Origin of the sequence: Pedobacter jejuensis, assembly GCF_003725795.1 — a bacterium.
Classification (GTDB): Bacteria; Bacteroidota; Bacteroidia; order Sphingobacteriales; family Sphingobacteriaceae; genus Pedobacter; species Pedobacter jejuensis.
Genome location: NZ_RBEE01000004.1, coordinates 184,532 through 202,120 on the forward strand (window position 1 = coordinate 184,532; position 17,589 = coordinate 202,120).

Consider the following 17,589-nt stretch of genomic DNA (forward strand, 5'->3'; position numbering starts at 1 on the left):
TGCAAATCCACTTACATTAACAGGGTGAGGCTTAAAACCCAGGATTATATTTTTTATGCGCTTTAAGATTCCCACCTACGTGGGAATGACGAATGGCGAAGATTTTTACCTCACCCTATTAGCGGTTGTAGTTTAGGCAAAGCCTTTGCTTTCCCTTTCCTGAAAGAGAGGGATTTGTGGACAGTAGAAAACCTGCCTAGCCACACTTTATTAGCATTTGGGTTAAAAGCAAAACCCTCAGTTTCCCTCTCCTGAAAGAGAGGGATGCAGTGACATTACAAAATCTACTTACATTGATAGGGTGAGGTTTAAAACCCAGAATTATATTTTTGCACTTGTCTTATACTTTTATTTGGGTTAAAAGCAAAACCCTTAGTTTCCCTCTCCTCCTGGAGAGGGATGCAGTGAAATTACAAAATCTACTTACATTGATAGGGTGAGGCTTAAGATTCCTCCAAAATTAAAGTCAATACATCATGCGCTGGAACATCAGCTTTTATACTGTTTTTTGTAGTACCCGAAGATTTTCCTGTCCAGGCATTTTCAATTTTATATACTACTGTATTTGTATTTAGCTGTTTATTAAAAATATCATCCTTCACTTTTTCTTTTTTCCAGTCGAAGTCTAGTTTCTTCACTTCTGATGAGCGGTTTAGAAATGAAACTGCCCATTTACCATTACTTAAAGGCTTAAACCAAATTTCAAAACCATTCGCTTTTGAATATCTAAAGCCTTGAATACCTAAAGAATCTTGATTGATGGAAATGATTTTCTTATTGGTTAATACTTGTTTAGTTTCCTGATTCATATTTCGCAAATCATTTCCTGCAATTAATGGTGCTGCCAACATTGCCCACATTGAAAAATGCGCTCTATCTTCGCCAGCGGTCAGTTTTCCATTTCCTATCTCTAACATATCTGGGTCGTTCCAATGTCCTGGTCCGGCGTATTCGCGTAAGCCATCTTGCTTATCTAAAATTTGCATCACACCCCACGATTTCCATGTACCGTGGTCTTCAATACAATCGAAACAGTTAAAAATATCGCCGCTGGTACGCCACAAATGCCCCACAGCCGGGCCCCAAATCCAGGGTTTATCAGTACCCCATTCGCAAATGCTTAAAACCATTGGTCTGCCAGCTTTACGCAAAGCCGCTGTAATTGTTTTATAAGCGCCCTCGGCTTTTAACCCTTCTGTATTGCACCAGTCATATTTTAAATAATCAACTCCCCAACCTGCATACGTTAAAGCATCTTGAAATTCGAAACCTCTGCTACCCGGGCGACCGCCGCAGGTTTGAGAACCAGCATCAGAATATAAGCCCAATTTTAAACCTTTACTATGAATATAATCTGCCAGCGCTTTCATTCCAGAAGGAAATCTTTTTAAATCTGGGTGAATAAAACCCAAACTATCGCGTTCTCCGTGCCAGCAATCATCAATATTAATGTATGTGTAACCTGCTTGTTTCATACCCGAGCTCAACATGGCATCTGCAGTTTCTCTGATTAATTTTTCATCTACATTACATGCAAATTTGTTCCAGCTGTTCCATCCCATTGGTGGCGTTAAAGCCAAACCATCGTATTTCTTATAGTTTTGAACATAATTATTTCCTTGTCCGAAAGCTGCTGTACTTGCAAGCATTGTAATCAATAGAAAAAATCTAAGCTTCATAAAATCGGTTGTTATTTATTTAATTTTTTAAGTTGAGTTCGAATATAAACACCTGCCGGAGTGAGCATATCAATATTCCATTTACCTTCTACCGAAGCTCCTGGTTTTAAAAGTGCTGTTGTTTCGTTTTTATCAGTTACATTCCAATTTGCCGAACTTAGTTTATTTCTTTCCATCCAGGCAAACCATTTATCAGCATTTTCTACAATAAATTTACCATCACCACTGGCTTCGCCAACGCCCCATTCGGTAACAAATAGTGGTAATTTTAGCGCAATTGCCATATCGGCTTTTTGCATTAGCACATCCTGGTGACTTGGTTCTGAAGCGTAAAAATGGAATGAGTACGCAATGTTGTTAAAACCTTTAATTGGATCTTTCGCAGCCACATCAACATCCTGATCCCAATGTGGGCTACCTACTACAATAATATTTTTTGAATCGTACTTTCTAATTTCCTGAATAACCGCGGTAGCGTAATCTTTAACTGTTTGCCATTCTATCTTTTCGGGTTCGTTAAATATTTCATAAATAACATTTGGCTTACCAGAATATCTTTTAGCCATTTTACTAAAGAATTCTTTAGACTGAGCTAAGTGTTGATGAGCGTTATGATCGTGCCAATCTATAAGCACATATAAGCCATTTTTAATTGCAGCATCAATGGTATTAGTTATGAGTTCTTCTTGCTCAACTGGGTTTTGTAAGTAACCACCATCAGGCTGAACCGCCATAGAAATACGCAATAAATTAATATTGAAATCAGATCGAAGCCATTTAACAACATCTTCGTTATAATATTTTTTCCCTTGCCAAACACTCCAAGATAAGCTTATACCACGAAGTTGAGGTTCTACATTTCTGCTGTTGAGGATTTTTCCATCAACAACTTTTAATGCTCCATTGCGGTTAATCCAGTTTACATTTTGGGCAAAAGTAAGGTTGTAAAACAAAATGCAGATAAATAGAAACGAAAATTTTCTCATAAAAACTATTTGATTTGATATACTGAAGGCATTTTATCGGCAAAAAGCACGAAGCCATCATTTTTAAAATTCATAAAATCGCTGGCCGCCGGATGACCGGGATAAGGTGTCCAATAGGCATCTTTAGTATTGGCCCAAAGTAAAGCATAAGAAAATTCAAGATTCTGATTTTTTAACGATTTTAACAATTGTTGTGTAAACCAATCGCTTTTATTTAAGTTTTGTAATCCTGTTTCAGTAAGCGCAGCCAATTTATTATGTGCTTTTGCATAATCAGAAACAATTTTAAATTTTGATGCCGCAACGGTTGGCGAAACATTGGCCTTCATGTCTTCATAATTGTCGGTACCAACTAAATCTACATATTCATCTCCAGGATAATAAGTTAAATATTGCGATTGAGAATTAAAGTTTCTATCTGGCGACCATGCGAATAGAAAATTTCTAACGCCTAAATCATCACGAAGATATTTAACTGTGTATTGATACATTGCAATGTATTCCGCAGCTGTACAATGTCCGCTTCCCCACCAGAACCAACTTCCATCCATTTCATGAAAAGGGCGAAAAATTATTGGCACCAATTTTCCATCCGCACCTATGAGCGATTTAGCATAATCGGCAACAATTTTTAATGAAGCCTTAAATGTTGCATTTGCTGTACCGCCAGGTAACACCTGATTTACTGCAGTAACTGGTGAATCTGCCCAATAAAAATTTCCTTTTGAAACCGGGTTTGCATAATGCCATGCATAAGTATTGATTCCGCCACGGTTGTACGCTTCGATGGTTAAGGTACGTGCAATCGATTTTTCATAATCAAACCAATTACCAGTAGAAAAATTAGTCATGTGAATAAAATCATGCCCATAAACTGCCGGATAAGCCCCTGTTACAGCCTTAACATCACTTTGTGAAGTACTAACACCTGTAAATTGTTGCTCGTTCGCCCATTGAGTTGTTGCATTGGTAACACCTCTTTTGGTATCGTCTTGATGCCCAAAAAGCACATTACTTTTTGCAATTTGTTTCATGTTGTAAAATAAAGCAGCTGTTTCATCCGTAGCATTTTTATCAACCAAACCGGCTTTAATTGTGGCTAAGCTTGTTGTTGAACTAACTGGCAGGTTAGGAACCGTACCAGGTGTTTGAGTTTCCACCATTTCGGTTTCGCTTTTTTTACATGAACTGAATATAAGAGCGCAGATGGTTATTACGAAGCATAATTTTTTAAAATTCATATTTAATTTTTTTTCTGTGGATTTACTTTTCAAAATCTTCAATAGGAATTAATTTCGCCATCAAATCATCAACAAAGAAAGTTCCCGATGTTTCACTCAAAGCAATCATTAATCTAAAACCATTTGATTCATCAGGTACCTTTAACTTTTTACTAAAGTTGGTCCAATCCTGAGTACCTGCTTTTTCAACTAATGGAATTCCTTCTCCTATTTTTTTATCTCCATTGGTAAACTCTAAAATAATTACTGCTGTATTCCAGGCATTTGCACCTTGCTCTACCGCATCAATTTTGTAAAAGCCCGAAATGGCAATTGCCTTAGTATTTTTAGGAAGTTTAACTTTTTGATCAACCCCTTCCCATTTTCCTTTCACATAAGAAACCAATGCCAAACTTGCTCCGCCAGATTTCCGTACTACTGTACTAACCTTTGCATTACCAGGCTCCCAGCCACTTAAATCATTCTCAAAGCCGCCATTACTTATTAAATTTTTTTGTGCGAAAACTTGATGTAAACTACAAAGCCAGATAATTACAGCAAAACAAATGCATTTATTCATTTCCTAATATGTTAGAAACCAAGCTAAAGACTGCTTCATACCTCGCAATGCAGAACATTTTCTGTTATGGAAGGATAGAAGCAATCTCTGGCAAATAATTATTTTATTACATTTAAATCGTTTCCAAAATATGTGATGCTTTACTGTTTATATGAATCCTAAATCATCAACATAAATTGTACTTGGTACAGCATTGCCTAAGCTTTGCAATACAAATTCGGTTATAACGGTTGGGTTACCCAAATCTTTCAATTGAATGGTGTAATCGGTATAAACCCCAGGCGTTAGTGTTATTGCAACAGGATTACCATAATTACCATTAATGACCAACTGAACTCTACTGCCGGCAACTATGCCAGCGCCGCCATAAATTGAAAATTTTATTGCCGTTAATCCTGACCGAACAACATCAATTGTGGAACCATTATACCCGATTTGTAACGCACCATATCCATCTGTAAAAGTTGTTGTAATGGCATTGGTGCCACGTTTCACATTTACCGTATTGACTAAGTTTATGGTACTGTTATAACCTAAATAAGAACCCCAGCCAGTTGCAAAAACATCATCATAAAGCAAAGCTTTAAAACCAAAAGAGCCTGTTGAGCGGGTTGTACCACCTGGAGTTGTTACCAAAATACGCGATTGAACAACGCCGGCTGGTACTCTTACCTGTATCTGTGTACTGGTTGGCGTACCAACAATTTGTGCCGGGATAGAATCGAAAGTAACTTTTGTAACCCCTTCGAAAATGGTTCCAACTAATGTTACAATTTCGCCTGAACCTGCAGCAACCGGACTAAAAGAAGTAATTATTGGCGGTGGTTGTAAAATTGGAAAATTGAAACTTGCAGTACCAAATTTTGTGGTAACAACTAATTTATTGCTCTGACTTGCACCATAAGGTGTTGTTGCAGGTATAGAAATGATGATACTTTTATCGGTTAATAAAGCAGGATTATAATTAACCTGCACCCCATTAAATGAAACTGAAAGTGTTGTTAAAAGATTTTCTCCAACAATGGCATATTGATTATTTAATCTTCCGGCCACAACAGTAGAGTCGAACTTCACCTGTCTGGTTTCATCATATATAGAATTAGAATCTAACGTAATTCTGTGAACCACATTTGATAGCGTATCTGATTTACTAATAAGCCTCACTTTGGTAATTACAGGTGCTCCGCCTGCACCCTCATCGGTTTTCTTGCATGAAGAATAACCCATTGCTACTGCCATAAACAATAAAAGCAGTGCAAATTTCGATTGTTTGTTTATATTTTTCATGTTCATTTTATTTAAAAACATAAGGTACTGGTGGTTGTAGTAATTTAGGATTTGATGCAACTTCTGTAGCCGGAAAAGGGAATAGGAACTTCGCATTTGTCATGGTAGAATATCCGTTTCCATAGCTATTAGATGGTACACTAGCATCGCCCGAACCTCTATCTTGCTGATTGATAATGGTAATTGCATTTGGATGATTCGAAACATTAAATCCATCTAAACGGCATAAATCAAACCAATAATCAAATTCGAACATAAATTCTCTGCGGCGTTCTTCTAAAATATCATCACGATATAATTGAGCTGGTGCGTTAGTAGGTTTGCCTGGCGTATTGTTTGGCGTGAAATAGCCACGTCTGATTTCTGTTAAATTACCCAAACCCGCACGATTTCTGATTTTATTAATTGCTGCTAATGCTTGTGCATCTGTACTAGTTCTTGCACCAGCCATTATTGCTTCAGCGAGGATTAAATAAACTTCCGAATAACGCATCATATACACATTATTTGCTGATGATTGAGCTGAACCAACTCCTCCATTATCAGCAGGCGTACCAACAACATATTTTTTAACAAATGTGCTTGTACCTTGTCCCTGGTTGGCCAATTGTGTATAACCACCTGTGGCTTGATTTAGCTCAGGATAATTAGATCCAACAACCATTATGGTTGGTTTAAAGCGCTTATCATCTTGTTGAAAACTATATAAGGCATCAAAAGTTACACCCAAAACACCATAACCATCTCCGGTTCCGGTAATTACAGTACTTGCTGCCCAAGATGCTTGCAATGGATTGCCTCTGCCATAACCGCCTGCTCCAGACCATTGAAGTGCTATTACAGATTCTTCGTTATTATTATTGGCTGTTAAAAATAAATCTTTAAATTCTTTACCCTGAATATCACTACCATAAAGTTTAAACTCACCGCTGCTAATTACTTTCTGAGCAGAAATTCTGGCATTATTGTAATCCTGCATGGTTAGATAAACTTTGGCCATTAACGCCGTTGCAGAACCACTAGAAACACGACCCTGTGCAATAGAATTTCCACTTCTTATTTGAGGCGTTAGGTTGGCTTCGGCAAATTTTAAATCATTAAGAATAAATTTGTAAACATCAGTTACCGGATTGGTATTAACCTGAAAATTTTCCACATAATCTAACGTATTTTCGATGATAGGCACATTTCCAAACAACCTAACCAAATGAAAATAAGCCAAAGCTCTAAACAAATGCGCTTCACCTAAAGCATTATTAACAACTTTTGCATCTATCGTTGCAGGAACTTTTGCAGGTAAATTATTTAATATGGCATTGGATTGTGCCACAACAATCCATAATGAATTGTAAGCATTTGCAAGTTCGGTGTTTCCATCAGTTACAGAGAAATTTCCAAAATTTACTACATCTGATGAATATGATCGACCGTTTCCGCTAGCCATTTCTGTAATGGCCCATCCTCCTTTTGCTACCCATCCAAACCAAGGGGCACTGTAAAGCACATTGGTGCTTGATTTTACCTGATCTGCCGTTTGATAGAAATTATCAAGCGTAATTGAGCTTTGAGGTGGGCGATCGAAAAATTCTTTTTTACAACTGGTTACTGTACTCATTAAAAGAACAGCAATTGCAAATGAATATTTTATATATGTTTTCATATTTCTTTTATTAAAATTCTGCATTAATACCAAAAGTGTAAGTTCGTGGTGTTGGGTATCTTCCGCTATCTACATTTGTTAAAAACACGTTGTAGTTTTGGTTTCCAACCTCTGGATCAAGACCTTTATATTTAGTAAATACGTATAGGTTTTGCACGCTGGCAAAAACTTTTAATCTATTCAGTTTTATCTTACGGATAAATTCTGATTGAAGATTATAGGCCAAGTTTACGTTCTGAACACGCAGAAAAGATCCTGATTCTATAAAACGATCAGAGTTTTTAAGGTTTGGGTTATCTCCACTACGAGGTGCAGGAATATTAGAACCTGTATTGGTTGGACTCCAGAAATCAATAGCAGAAGCCAATTGGTTTTGATATAATCCTGATAATCCTTTTAGTTGATAGTTTAGCGCATTTAGAACTTTAGCACCATATGAACCATTTAAAAAGATAGATAAATCGAAAGATTTGTAAGAGAAATTATTGGTAATGCCATAAGTAAATTTAGGGTTTGGATTTCCTAATGATGTTTGATCGGATTCATCAATTTTACCATCGCCATTTACGTCTTCAAATTGGATATCGCCCAACCATGTGCCTGCATTATTATTGATTATTGGTCGCCCAAATTGAACAGGAGCATTTCTTAGCTGTGCATCTGTACGGAAAATATCTTTTACTTTATAACCATAAAATTCACCTATTGAGCCACCAACCTGAGTTCTGGTAACCGTCATCTGAAGGAAGCTTACATTTATTTTTCCATCGATAAATGGAACGCCATCCGCTAAAGAAAGTACCTTATTATTGTATTTAGAGAAAATTACAGTTGTATTCCATTTAAAGTTACCCGTTAAGTTTTTGCTGTTTATGGTAAAATCAAACCCTTTGTTGCTTACTTTACCACCGTTAATGTAAGGCGGACTAATTACACCCGTACTCGAATAAGCTGCCGCTTGTCCAACCAAATAAGCTGGGAGTGGTTTTTGGAAAAGAAAATCTTTTGATGTTTTATTAAAATAATCAAATGAAGCATCTATTCTTCCTTTAAAAAGACTAAAATCAATACCTGCATTGGTTTGCACAGCGCTTTCCCATGTTAAATTTGGATTGGCAACTTTATCAACCGCAAAGCCGGTACCCAAACCTGTAACAACGGGTGTTAAAGCCGAGCCGTACTGATAATTTGGAAGATTCTGATTACCAACTTCACCATAACCTACCCTTAACTTGATATTATCTGCAACATCTTTTATGCCTGACATGAAAGATTCATCAGATAAACGCCATGAAACTGCAAATGCCGGAAAATAACCCGTTTGCTTTCCTTCAACAAATTTTGATGACTTATCTGAACGGATGGTTGCTGTTATACTATATTTATTGTTATAGGTATAGATTCCCCTCGCAAAAAACGATTCTAAAGATTGGCTATCTTTGTATTCGCCAATTACGGCAGTTTTAAGGTCGCCCAAGCCAAGGGTTTGCAAATCATTACTTAAAAAGTTCTGAACCGAAGCATCTGTTCCGCCCCAGCTCGATTCATTAACCTCATAACCCAATAATGCTGTTAAATTATGTTTTTCACTAAATGTGTGTGCGTAGGTTAAATATTCTTTCCAGCCCCAAAATGTAGTGTTTGAATTGTATTCCTGTAATCTAGCCGTTGCATTACCATAAATTCCGTACTGATAAGTAGGAACAAATACTCTTGCTGCAGAATAATTAAAATCACCATTCACTTCTGATCTTAAGGTCAAATCTTTTGAAAATTTGATCTCGCCATAAAGTGCACCATTTAAATTACTTCTGTTTAATACGTTTGTAATTTCCAAAGATTGGGCTACCGGGTTAATCTGTCCACCTTGTTGATTTGAATTTGGAATTGGTCCGGCAAATGATCCATCGGGGTTTCTAACAGCCTGGTCTGGCGCACTTAATAAGGCATTGTAAACGATACCAGTATTATTTGATAAACCTTGATTTTCATTTGAGCGACTACCAGATAATGACAGACCCACTTTTAACCATGGCTTAACCTGACTGTTAGTATTTGTTCTAAAAGTATATCGTTTGTAATCGCTACCTAAAATGGTACCATCTTGTTTTAGGTAACCGCCAGAAATGTAATAATCCAACCCATCTTTACCACCAGAAATTCCCAATTGATGGTTTTGCATTACTGCATTTCTAAAAACCTCATCTTGCCAGTTGGTACCTTCACCCAACAATGTTGGATCGGCAAACTCACCCCTTCTTTGAACGCCTGTAACATCTGCCAAAGCATTTTCTAATACGGCATACTGCTGAAGATTCATTACATCAAGAAATCTGCCTTGCTGCGAAACGGCGCCGTATCCATCATAAGTTACTCTTGCTGAACCATTTTTACCGCGTTTTGTTGTGATGATAATTACCCCATTTGATGCACGACTACCATAAATAGCAGTTGCCGATGCATCTTTCAATACATCAATAGATTCAATATCGCTTGGATTAATTAATGACAGCGGACTTACCGCAGATTCGCCATTATTAGCCGATAAACCAACTGTTCTGCCGCTGGTTGATTGGTTGGTAGCATCTCCAGAAATAGGAACACCATCTACTACATATAAAGGCTCGTTAGAAAGACTTAACGATGTTACACCTCTAACCCGTACCGATGTTGAACTTCCTGGTGCACCAGAATTTTGTGTAATGGTAAGTCCAGAAGCTTTACCTTGCAGCATTTGGTCGATACTTACCTGCGGAACGTTTGCAATATCAGAGGCTTTAACGGATGAAATAGCACCGTTAACATCGCCCCTTTTTTGGTTACCATATCCAATTACCACTACATCTGATAAATCAGTTGCGGCAGATTTTAGTACAACGTTGATAACGCTTCTATCGCCAACTAAAACTTCTTGTTTAGATAAACCGATAAACGAAAATACCAATGTAGTTGCCGAACCTGCCGGAACATTAATAACGTATTTACCATCTGAATTTGTGGAAACAGCTGTTTGAGAATTTTTGATTAGCACACTTGCGCCGGGTAGTGTAGTACCCTTTTCATCTGAAACAGTTCCTGTTATTTGCCTATTTGTTGTATTCTGCGCCATAGCCGGAAACAGCGACGCCAGGAATACTACAAACAGAATAGCTGTTCGTAATTTTTTACTCATAATGTTTATATTTAGTTATTTATTTACTAACTCAAATTTAACGTCGATTTAAAGGATATTTATAATATTATTTTACCCTAAGTTAATCCAAAAAGAACTCTTGTATTACCCTTGTGCTATTAAAACTATCATTATCAATATAATATCGCAGTTGCATATATTTTTAACCTTATACTTTTTTGCCAAAAATTAATATAATTATTACCATATTTTTTGCTTGTATAATAAATTCGTTACATAATTGTGCATTTGGGTAAATTTCGATGATTCTCTGAAAGCAGATCACAACTTGCGGTGTTGAGCCGATTTATCTGAAGTTTGGCGATGTTTTAATTCCGATACCTTGTCTCAATTCTGGATATTTCCTGATCACTCAAAATGAGTAGAACATACTTTTTAAGCTTATGGTAATAGTTTCTTATCAATATTAAATTAAGCCATCTGATTTTGCATATTATTGCATAATAACAATAGCCAAATGAAATTCAAATTCCTTTTCCTGCTACTTATTTCAAGCTCTTTTGCTGGTAAATTATACGCCAGTAACCTACAGCAAACTCCAGATACTCTTTTGGCTACAATGCTAAAACCATTTGGAAGAAGTGTGCTGAACAAAGAAAAAAAATTAGAACTCATAAGTTCGGCAGTACACTTTGGTTTTAAATTTAATGGAGAAAGTTTTAAAATTTTAGCCACTTTAAACAACAAAAACGAACACAACTATTTACAATATGAAATAGATGGGAAATATCAAACACGCATTCGTGTTGATGGAAACAATCAAAAACCAATTTTAATAGAAGCAAATGGTAAAGGCGAACACACTGTGTGGATTTATAAAGCAACAGAAGCCCACACCGGACCAATATTAATTCAAAGCATTGTGGCTAATAAAATCGCAGCCATCGAAGTTCCTAAAGCGCCCTTAATTGAATTTATTGGAAATAGTATAACCTGTGGTGCAGCTTCAGATGCTTCAGATTTCCCTTGTGGCACCGGATCGTATCACGACCAGCACAATGCTTACATGGCTTATGGCCCAAGAGTTGCGAGACAAATAAAGGCTAATTACATATTAAGTAGTGTTAGCGGAATAGGTATTTACAGAACCTGGAATATGGACGGACCCTCAATGCCTCAGGTCTATGAGCGTGAAGATTTCCAGAATAATACAGTAGATAAATGGGATTTTAAGCAATATGACCCGGAGATTGTTAGTATAGCTTTAGGCACAAATGATATGAGCAACGGTGATGGCAAAACCGAAAGAAAACCTTTTGAGCCTGATGTTTTTATCAACGAATATGTGAAATTTATTAAGCTGATAAAATCTAAATATCCAAAAGCTAAAATTGCTCTTTTAAGCAGCCCCATGATACATGGCGCTCAAAAAAATCTATTAGAAAAATCGCTGCTTACCATAAAAGCAAAAGTGGATTCCATGTATGCTAATGATAAGAAAGTTAGTGTGTTTTTCTTTCCAGAAATGCAACCACATGGTTGTAGTGGTCACCCGGATGTAGCTGATCATCTTATCCTTGCAAAACAACTTTATCCATTTTTTAGCAAAATGATCAAAAACAAATGATTGATCTTATAATAAATTATCTCTGGTATTACTTATAACATGAGTTTGATTATTAATTTTCCGTCACACTACTAATAAGCTGCTTTTTTTAGTTAAAGTCACCCTGAAATTATTTGCGGGTCTTTTTTTTGCAAGAAAGATGCTGAAATAAATTCAGCAACAGTTGTCATACAAGCCATACGGTGATAAAACAGCAAAATATTAAGTTTAAGAATCGAGCAAAGGTTTACAGTTGTATTTTCTAAAGTCTAAATGACAAACCTAAAAAATAACTTTTCATGGCATCATGCTGAATTCCATAATTTAAGCCTCCATCAACCTTAACCTTTTTTGCAAGTTCAAGTTGTAGTGCTGCATTTAAAAAATTATTCCAGTGGTGATGTGCAAGGTCATAACTATAATAGGTTTCAGCACTGCCGCTAAGGTGCTTTACTAGGTCATGTTCGATGGAAAGGGACTGAAGAAGTTCTGTATGTAGTCCGGCATCCTCAGTATTCTGCAATCTGTCAACCTCCATCTGGATGCCAAGCTTCCATTCATTAGGCAGCTTTAAAGCCATTGGTATGATAAGACCTCCCTCATATCGGTTCTCTTTTTCCACTTTCGAGGTCGGAAATTTTATGTAAGGCAATACTGCGATTGCAAAATTCCCATTATCATTTCCTAAAAGGTTTTGCTTGATGCGCAAGGTGATATCGCCAAATCCTTGAGCACGTTCTATTGTTCCACCACCTGACTTTTCTGTTTGGTAGATATAACTTTGAACCACAACTTGAAGAGCTGTAGAATTTGTAAGTCCTAGTTTCAGGTTTGACTGATTAAAAAGAAAAGTATTGGTTAAAGCTTCATCGCTCTGCTGTCTCTCTAATCTAAACAAATCACTTTCATATTGAAAATGACCAGCATCAACCGTTATTGGAGATTCTGTAATACCTGGTCTGTCTGTTTCCATTTCCCGGAGAGCAGCTTTTGGAACAGGATGGAAGAGATTATAAGGTTTGCTTTTATTCTCTTGAGCCAAGAGCGATTTACTAAATAAAAGCAAAATGCATATTATAGATATATTCTTCATTTGTTTATTTCTTGAACTCATAACAAGAAAAAACTACTCAAAGTTTTCATTCCCTTAAAGAATTAATTTATGACAAATATTCTTTCTAATTTTAAATTTTAAGACTAGTCAAAATATATGGAAGCTTATAATATCACTCCTGCATCTGTTGAGGATTATAAATCTCTACAGTTAATCGGTAAGGAAACCTTTTCTGAAACATTTGCATCGAGTAACACTGAAGAGAACATGGAAATGTATCTGTCAAAAAGCTTTAGTGATGAGAAAATGATAAACGAACTTTCAAATAAAGAATCGATGTTTTTTATAGCATGGGATAAGAATGTTCCAATCGGTTATTTAAAAGTTAATACTGGAGAAGCCCAGACGGAGCTTCAGGATCCCTTTGCTTTAGAAATTGAACGGATTTATGTTAAAGCGAGTTATCATGGAAAAAAAATTGGTCAATTGCTGTATGATAAAGCTTTGGAAGTAGCACATCAAAAAGATTTAAAATCGATTTGGCTGGGCGTATGGGAAGAAAATCCAAGAGCAATTAAATTCTATGAAAAAAACGGATTTCTAGCTTTTGATAAACATGTTTTTAAAATGGGAGATGATATGCAAACTGATATTATGATGCGCAAGATTTTGGGGTAGTAGGAAACAGTTGATATTAAATACAATCAACTTCTAATACTCCACCATTTCATCGTCCAGATAACAATAAAGCCATCTTTCGCCTGGTTCAGAGGAAATTACCACTGCATGATCCTGTGCTTTGCAATGGTGAGACATATGTTGTTCTGGTGACGAATCACAGCACAAAGTTATTCCGCAAGATTGGCATGTACGTAAATGCACCCATTCTGTTCCTTGCTTAACACATTCTTCACACACAAATTCTTTTGCGGTTTTCAAATCTTTTATAGCCAGAATATGGCTACATATTTCTAAATTTTCCATAGTTATAATTTAGATAAATATTGATGAACCGAGCTAAAAATCCTTATCGGATAAATTTCTTGGGAATTTGGTTTACCATATAATTTCAAACGGTTCATAGATAAAGCCCCTGGCTAGTGAAATTAAAAATTATAAATAATGGGTATAAAAGATTTAAATTTTTTATACCCATTATACTAATCAATATGTCTGTTAATATTTCTACGCAATAAAATATTTACCCGCTACAGATTAAGATTCAATAAAAGCTAAAAGGTCTTTGTTAATGGTTGCAGCTTCCGTTGTTGGCATTCCATGAGGAAATCCGGGATAGGTAATTAGCTTACCATTTTTTAATAGCTTAGCCGATTTCACGCCTGCATTTTGGTAAGGAACGATTTGATCATCCTCTCCATGTAACACCAACACAGGAATATCAACTGCTTTTAAATCTTCCGTAAAATCGGTTTCCGAAAATGCTTTTATGCATTCATAATGAGCAACATTACTACCCATCATACCTTGTCTCCACCAATTTCTTTGTATTCCTTCTTTTATTTCAGCACCTGCTCTATTGTATCCATAAAATGGAATTGTTAAATCGATATAAAACTGTTGTCTGTTATTAAGTGTCTGATCTCTGATATTATCAAAAACTGAGATTGGAACACCATCAGGATTTGCTTCGCTTTGTACCATAACTGGTGGTACAGCGCTTATTAATACTGCTTTCGAAACCCTATCTTCACCATACTTATTTACATAACGGATAACTTCACCACCACCGGTAGAATGCCCAATGTGTATTGCATCTTTAAGACCTAAAAATTCAGTTAGCTCGGCTACGTCAGCTGCATAGGTTTCCATTTCCTGATGTTGTTTGACTTGATCTACCATGCCCCCTCCTATCATGCGCAATTACGCGGTAACCTTTTTGCAGGAAAAATATCATTTGTGCATCCCAATCATCAGCTGATAATGGCCATCCATGGTGAAACATAATCGGCTGCCCAGATCCTAGATCTTTGTAAAAAATTTCTGTTCCGTCTTTTAATTTTAGCGTACTCATTTTATAGGGTTTAAGGGTTTGTAAATCGGTTGTGTTTATTGCCTGTAAATATGGATTCCAAATTTTAACTCTTTTGCAGAATTGAAGGCCTTATTAATCATCAGTTAAAATATTATGAAGCCTAAATATTATAAAATTACCTGCAATGGTAAGATTTTCAGTTTGCACAGCCAAGGAAAAAGCTGTACTGTCGATATGATTATCGATTATTAGGCCATGCATCGATTATTACTTTAGTAAGTTAATCAAATATAACTACAGGTTTTATATTTTTAGCGACGAGTTGATGGATTGTCTAAATTACAAACCAATTAACCAGCCATTACTCGTTCGATACCATCAAACCTATCATATAATTGCAGGTATTCAGTTATAATGATGTTAAGAAATTATTATTTATAGTGATTTGGGAATTTGCCCTTAGACTTCGCATTGGTATTTCTATAATAAATACTATTATTGATAAACCTATTGATTTATGCTCTCCCCTAAAACCCGAAGAAATATTAATCGAGTAGTTCCTTTTGGGGTACTATGGTTTATTTTTAGCTTGATTTATGCAGCATTAGAGGTTGGCATTCTTGGGAATTTAGATTATTATCCTTCAACCGGCATTGAATATAATTTTTTAAGAAATATTTTAACGCTATCCATATCAGGATTGATAATGGGTTTGATTACAGGGACATTGGAAATTCGTTTTTTTAGCAGATGGTTTATTAGAAAAAGCTTTACAAGAAAGATTGTCCTTAAATCCATAATTTATCTGGCAATTGTGATGATTTTCCTCACTATAGCCTTACTTATAAATGCTGCACTGATTCAAAAAAATAACCTAACAATAAATTTATTTGCTCCGGTTTGGACATTTTTTACCAATTACTCACTAATTGGTATTTTACTCTATGTAGCTTCAATAATCATAATCACTCAATTCTATGCGGAGTTTAACGACAGTATCGGTCCAGGAACATTAAGCAATTTTTTTCTAGGAAAATACCATCATCCAATAGAAGAAGAGCGGATATTTATGTTTTTAGATATGAAATCATCAACAACAATAGCACAAAACCTTGGCCATTTAAAATACTTTGAAATGCTTAAGGAATACTTCTTCGACCTCTCGAATGCGGTGATTGATTATGGTGGAATAATTTATCAGTACGCTGGTGATGAGATGATTGTAAGTTGGAAACTTAAAGATGGAATAAGAAACAACAATTGCATCGAATGTTTTTTCGCAATGAAGGCGTTAATGGCATTACAATCAAAAAGATATAGCGATACTTTTGGAGTTGTGCCCGATTTTAAAGCTGGCTTACATGTAGGGAAAGTTACAGCTGGAGAAATTGGCTCGTTAAAGAAAGAGATTATTTTTTCTGGAGATGTTCTAAATGTTTCGGCAAGGATACAAGCGCTCTGCAACCAGTTTAATGTAGATATTTTGATCTCAAAAAATCTTATTCAGGAACTTGAAATATCTCATTTATTCAACTTAACCTCGATAGGCGAGCATTTACTTAAAGGTCGCAATACTTCGATGGAAATATTTACAATTGCTAAAACTAAAGTTTAGAATATTGCTATTACAAACTCATTTTTTCTAACTTTTTTAAATTTGATTTCGTAAGTGTTAACGCTTTTTTAGCAAATTTTTTAATCTCACTATCGGCTGACATGGTACCCTTTTGTAATACTGCTATTAATTTGGTCTGATTATTTACGGCAATTGTTTGATATGCCTTATCAAAGGCTGAACCATTTAAATCCTTAAGCATAACAACTTCTTTAGCTACATCAACATCACTAGTAGTTGTTGAATTAGCCGTTTTAGCTGAACCTACAGCCTCACCTGTTGCATTATTAAGCCTCGAAGTATCTTGCAGATTTATTGGCGCCGAATCTATACGCCCATCTGGTCTTAGTCCGCTTTGAGGACTAGTATTAACGGCATTAACATTTTTAGCCTTACCCAGTTTACGTAGTTCATCCATCACCTGAATATTTTTATCTACCATTTGTTGTCCTAAACTTTTCAACTGGCTATTATTTGCCTTTTCCGCAACAATTTTAGATGTTAAAAGAGCTTCATTTGTCAGGATTGTTGCTTGTTGTAAAAACAATGAAGAACTTAGACTATCTTGAATAGCAGACGATTTGATCGGATTGGAATATGCCTTAAGTGACGAAGCAGATACTGCAACAAGCAATGAAATGCTAATGCTTAGCTTTAAAAAATTCAGATTTTTTTTCATAATTCATGGTTTGAACTAATGATAAAACCATAAGAATAGAAATAAAGTTTGAAAAATCTTTACATGCCTAGAGTTATCGAATATAATATTGTATTAA

15 protein-coding genes are annotated in these 17,589 nt (G+C 35.8%); 3 read left to right on the forward strand and 12 right to left on the reverse strand.

The genetic code is table 11. From position 1 onward, the window contains the following. Nucleotides 1-443: 443 nt before the first annotated feature. From D7004_RS03340 to D7004_RS03370, 7 genes are all read right to left on the reverse strand, one after another. Nucleotides 444-1,679 carry a glycoside hydrolase family 27 protein gene (locus D7004_RS03340; RefSeq protein ID WP_123204457.1) on the reverse strand — a complete coding sequence of 412 codons (1,236 nt, stop codon included), beginning with the start codon at nucleotides 1,677-1,679 and terminating at the stop codon, nucleotides 444-446. 11 nt (nucleotides 1,680-1,690) lie between these two features. Then, a complete protein-coding gene (locus D7004_RS03345) occupies nucleotides 1,691-2,665 on the reverse strand; it encodes a glycoside hydrolase family 5 protein (protein WP_123204458.1) in 975 nt (324 codons plus the stop codon). 5 nt (nucleotides 2,666-2,670) lie between these two features. After that, complete coding sequence (locus D7004_RS03350) at nucleotides 2,671-3,828, reverse strand: glycoside hydrolase family 26 protein (protein ID WP_167459392.1); 1,158 nt, start codon at nucleotides 3,826-3,828, stop codon at nucleotides 2,671-2,673. Between the two features lie 100 nt (nucleotides 3,829-3,928). Next, on the reverse strand, nucleotides 3,929-4,465 hold the full coding sequence (locus tag D7004_RS03355) for a carbohydrate binding domain-containing protein (RefSeq protein ID WP_123204460.1): 537 nt from the start codon (nucleotides 4,463-4,465) through the stop codon (nucleotides 3,929-3,931). 147 nt (nucleotides 4,466-4,612) lie between these two features. Beyond that, nucleotides 4,613-5,752 (reverse strand): IPT/TIG domain-containing protein, encoded by a 1,140-nt coding sequence (locus tag D7004_RS03360; protein WP_167459393.1) that lies wholly within the window; start codon nucleotides 5,750-5,752, stop codon nucleotides 4,613-4,615. A 7-nt stretch (nucleotides 5,753-5,759) separates the two neighbouring features. Beyond that, nucleotides 5,760-7,412 carry a RagB/SusD family nutrient uptake outer membrane protein gene (locus tag D7004_RS03365; protein WP_123204582.1) on the reverse strand — a complete coding sequence of 551 codons (1,653 nt, stop codon included), beginning with the start codon at nucleotides 7,410-7,412 and terminating at the stop codon, nucleotides 5,760-5,762. A 10-nt stretch (nucleotides 7,413-7,422) separates the two neighbouring features. Then, entirely contained in the window at nucleotides 7,423-10,584 is a 3,162-nt protein-coding gene (locus D7004_RS03370; protein ID WP_123204462.1) for a SusC/RagA family TonB-linked outer membrane protein, read from the reverse strand. 478 nt (nucleotides 10,585-11,062) lie between these two features. Here D7004_RS03370 and D7004_RS03375 point away from each other — a divergent pair, with 478 nt between their 5' ends. Next, nucleotides 11,063-12,172 (forward strand): SGNH/GDSL hydrolase family protein, encoded by a 1,110-nt coding sequence (locus tag D7004_RS03375; protein ID WP_123204463.1) that lies wholly within the window; start codon nucleotides 11,063-11,065, stop codon nucleotides 12,170-12,172. A gap of 241 nt (nucleotides 12,173-12,413) precedes the next feature. On the opposite strand, the gene D7004_RS03380 is transcribed toward D7004_RS03375, so the two are convergent. Beyond that, nucleotides 12,414-13,244 carry a transporter gene (locus tag D7004_RS03380; protein ID WP_123204583.1) on the reverse strand — a complete coding sequence of 277 codons (831 nt, stop codon included), beginning with the start codon at nucleotides 13,242-13,244 and terminating at the stop codon, nucleotides 12,414-12,416. Between the two features lie 117 nt (nucleotides 13,245-13,361). Here D7004_RS03380 and D7004_RS03385 point away from each other — a divergent pair, with 117 nt between their 5' ends. Continuing rightward, nucleotides 13,362-13,883 (forward strand): GNAT family N-acetyltransferase, encoded by a 522-nt coding sequence (locus D7004_RS03385; protein WP_123204464.1) that lies wholly within the window; start codon nucleotides 13,362-13,364, stop codon nucleotides 13,881-13,883. Between the two features lie 33 nt (nucleotides 13,884-13,916). Here the strand turns inward: D7004_RS03385 and D7004_RS03390 are convergent, their stop codons facing one another. The 3 genes from D7004_RS03390 to D7004_RS21345 form a co-directional block, all read right to left on the reverse strand. After that, complete coding sequence (locus D7004_RS03390; protein WP_123204465.1) at nucleotides 13,917-14,189, reverse strand: UBP-type zinc finger domain-containing protein; 273 nt, start codon at nucleotides 14,187-14,189, stop codon at nucleotides 13,917-13,919. A gap of 231 nt (nucleotides 14,190-14,420) precedes the next feature. Further along, nucleotides 14,421-15,035 (reverse strand): alpha/beta fold hydrolase, encoded by a 615-nt coding sequence (locus D7004_RS03395; RefSeq protein WP_279634718.1) that lies wholly within the window; start codon nucleotides 15,033-15,035, stop codon nucleotides 14,421-14,423. Continuing rightward, the gene (locus tag D7004_RS21345; protein ID WP_279634719.1) at nucleotides 15,016-15,237 is read right to left on the reverse strand and encodes an alpha/beta fold hydrolase; all 222 of its coding nucleotides are present in this window, start codon (nucleotides 15,235-15,237) and stop codon (nucleotides 15,016-15,018) included. Before D7004_RS21345 ends, D7004_RS03395 begins: the two co-directional genes overlap by 20 nt. A gap of 478 nt (nucleotides 15,238-15,715) precedes the next feature. Here D7004_RS21345 and D7004_RS03400 point away from each other — a divergent pair, with 478 nt between their 5' ends. Further along, on the forward strand, nucleotides 15,716-16,813 hold the full coding sequence (locus D7004_RS03400; protein WP_123204466.1) for an adenylate/guanylate cyclase domain-containing protein: 1,098 nt from the start codon (nucleotides 15,716-15,718) through the stop codon (nucleotides 16,811-16,813). 10 nt (nucleotides 16,814-16,823) lie between these two features. Here D7004_RS03400 and D7004_RS03405 read toward each other — a convergent pair whose 3' ends face one another. Next, on the reverse strand, nucleotides 16,824-17,492 hold the full coding sequence (locus D7004_RS03405) for a DUF4142 domain-containing protein (RefSeq protein ID WP_123204467.1): 669 nt from the start codon (nucleotides 17,490-17,492) through the stop codon (nucleotides 16,824-16,826). Nucleotides 17,493-17,589: the final 97 nt, after the last annotated feature.

Coding starts and splice junctions, on each gene's coding strand:
- D7004_RS03370 (WP_123204462.1), bottom strand. CDS start 10,584: ATGAGTAAAAAATTACGAACAGCTATTCTGTTTGTAGTATTCCTGGCG.
- D7004_RS03390 (WP_123204465.1), bottom strand. CDS start 14,189: ATGGAAAATTTAGAAATATGTAGCCATATTCTGGCTATAAAAGATTTG.
- D7004_RS03340 (WP_123204457.1), bottom strand. CDS start 1,679: ATGAAGCTTAGATTTTTTCTATTGATTACAATGCTTGCAAGTACAGCA.
- D7004_RS03405 (WP_123204467.1), bottom strand. CDS start 17,492: ATGAAAAAAAATCTGAATTTTTTAAAGCTAAGCATTAGCATTTCATTG.
- D7004_RS03355 (WP_123204460.1), bottom strand. CDS start 4,465: ATGAATAAATGCATTTGTTTTGCTGTAATTATCTGGCTTTGTAGTTTA.
- D7004_RS03345 (WP_123204458.1), bottom strand. CDS start 2,665: ATGAGAAAATTTTCGTTTCTATTTATCTGCATTTTGTTTTACAACCTT.
- D7004_RS03360 (WP_167459393.1), bottom strand. CDS start 5,752: ATGAAAAATATAAACAAACAATCGAAATTTGCACTGCTTTTATTGTTT.
- D7004_RS03350 (WP_167459392.1), bottom strand. CDS start 3,828: ATGGTGGAAACTCAAACACCTGGTACGGTTCCTAACCTGCCAGTTAGT.
- D7004_RS03395 (WP_279634718.1), bottom strand. CDS start 15,035: ATGGAAACCTATGCAGCTGACGTAGCCGAGCTAACTGAATTTTTAGGT.
- D7004_RS03375 (WP_123204463.1), top strand. CDS start 11,063: ATGAAATTCAAATTCCTTTTCCTGCTACTTATTTCAAGCTCTTTTGCT.
- D7004_RS03400 (WP_123204466.1), top strand. CDS start 15,716: ATGCTCTCCCCTAAAACCCGAAGAAATATTAATCGAGTAGTTCCTTTT.
- D7004_RS21345 (WP_279634719.1), bottom strand. CDS start 15,237: ATGAGTACGCTAAAATTAAAAGACGGAACAGAAATTTTTTACAAAGAT.
- D7004_RS03380 (WP_123204583.1), bottom strand. CDS start 13,244: ATGAAGAATATATCTATAATATGCATTTTGCTTTTATTTAGTAAATCG.
- D7004_RS03385 (WP_123204464.1), top strand. CDS start 13,362: ATGGAAGCTTATAATATCACTCCTGCATCTGTTGAGGATTATAAATCT.
- D7004_RS03365 (WP_123204582.1), bottom strand. CDS start 7,412: ATGAAAACATATATAAAATATTCATTTGCAATTGCTGTTCTTTTAATG.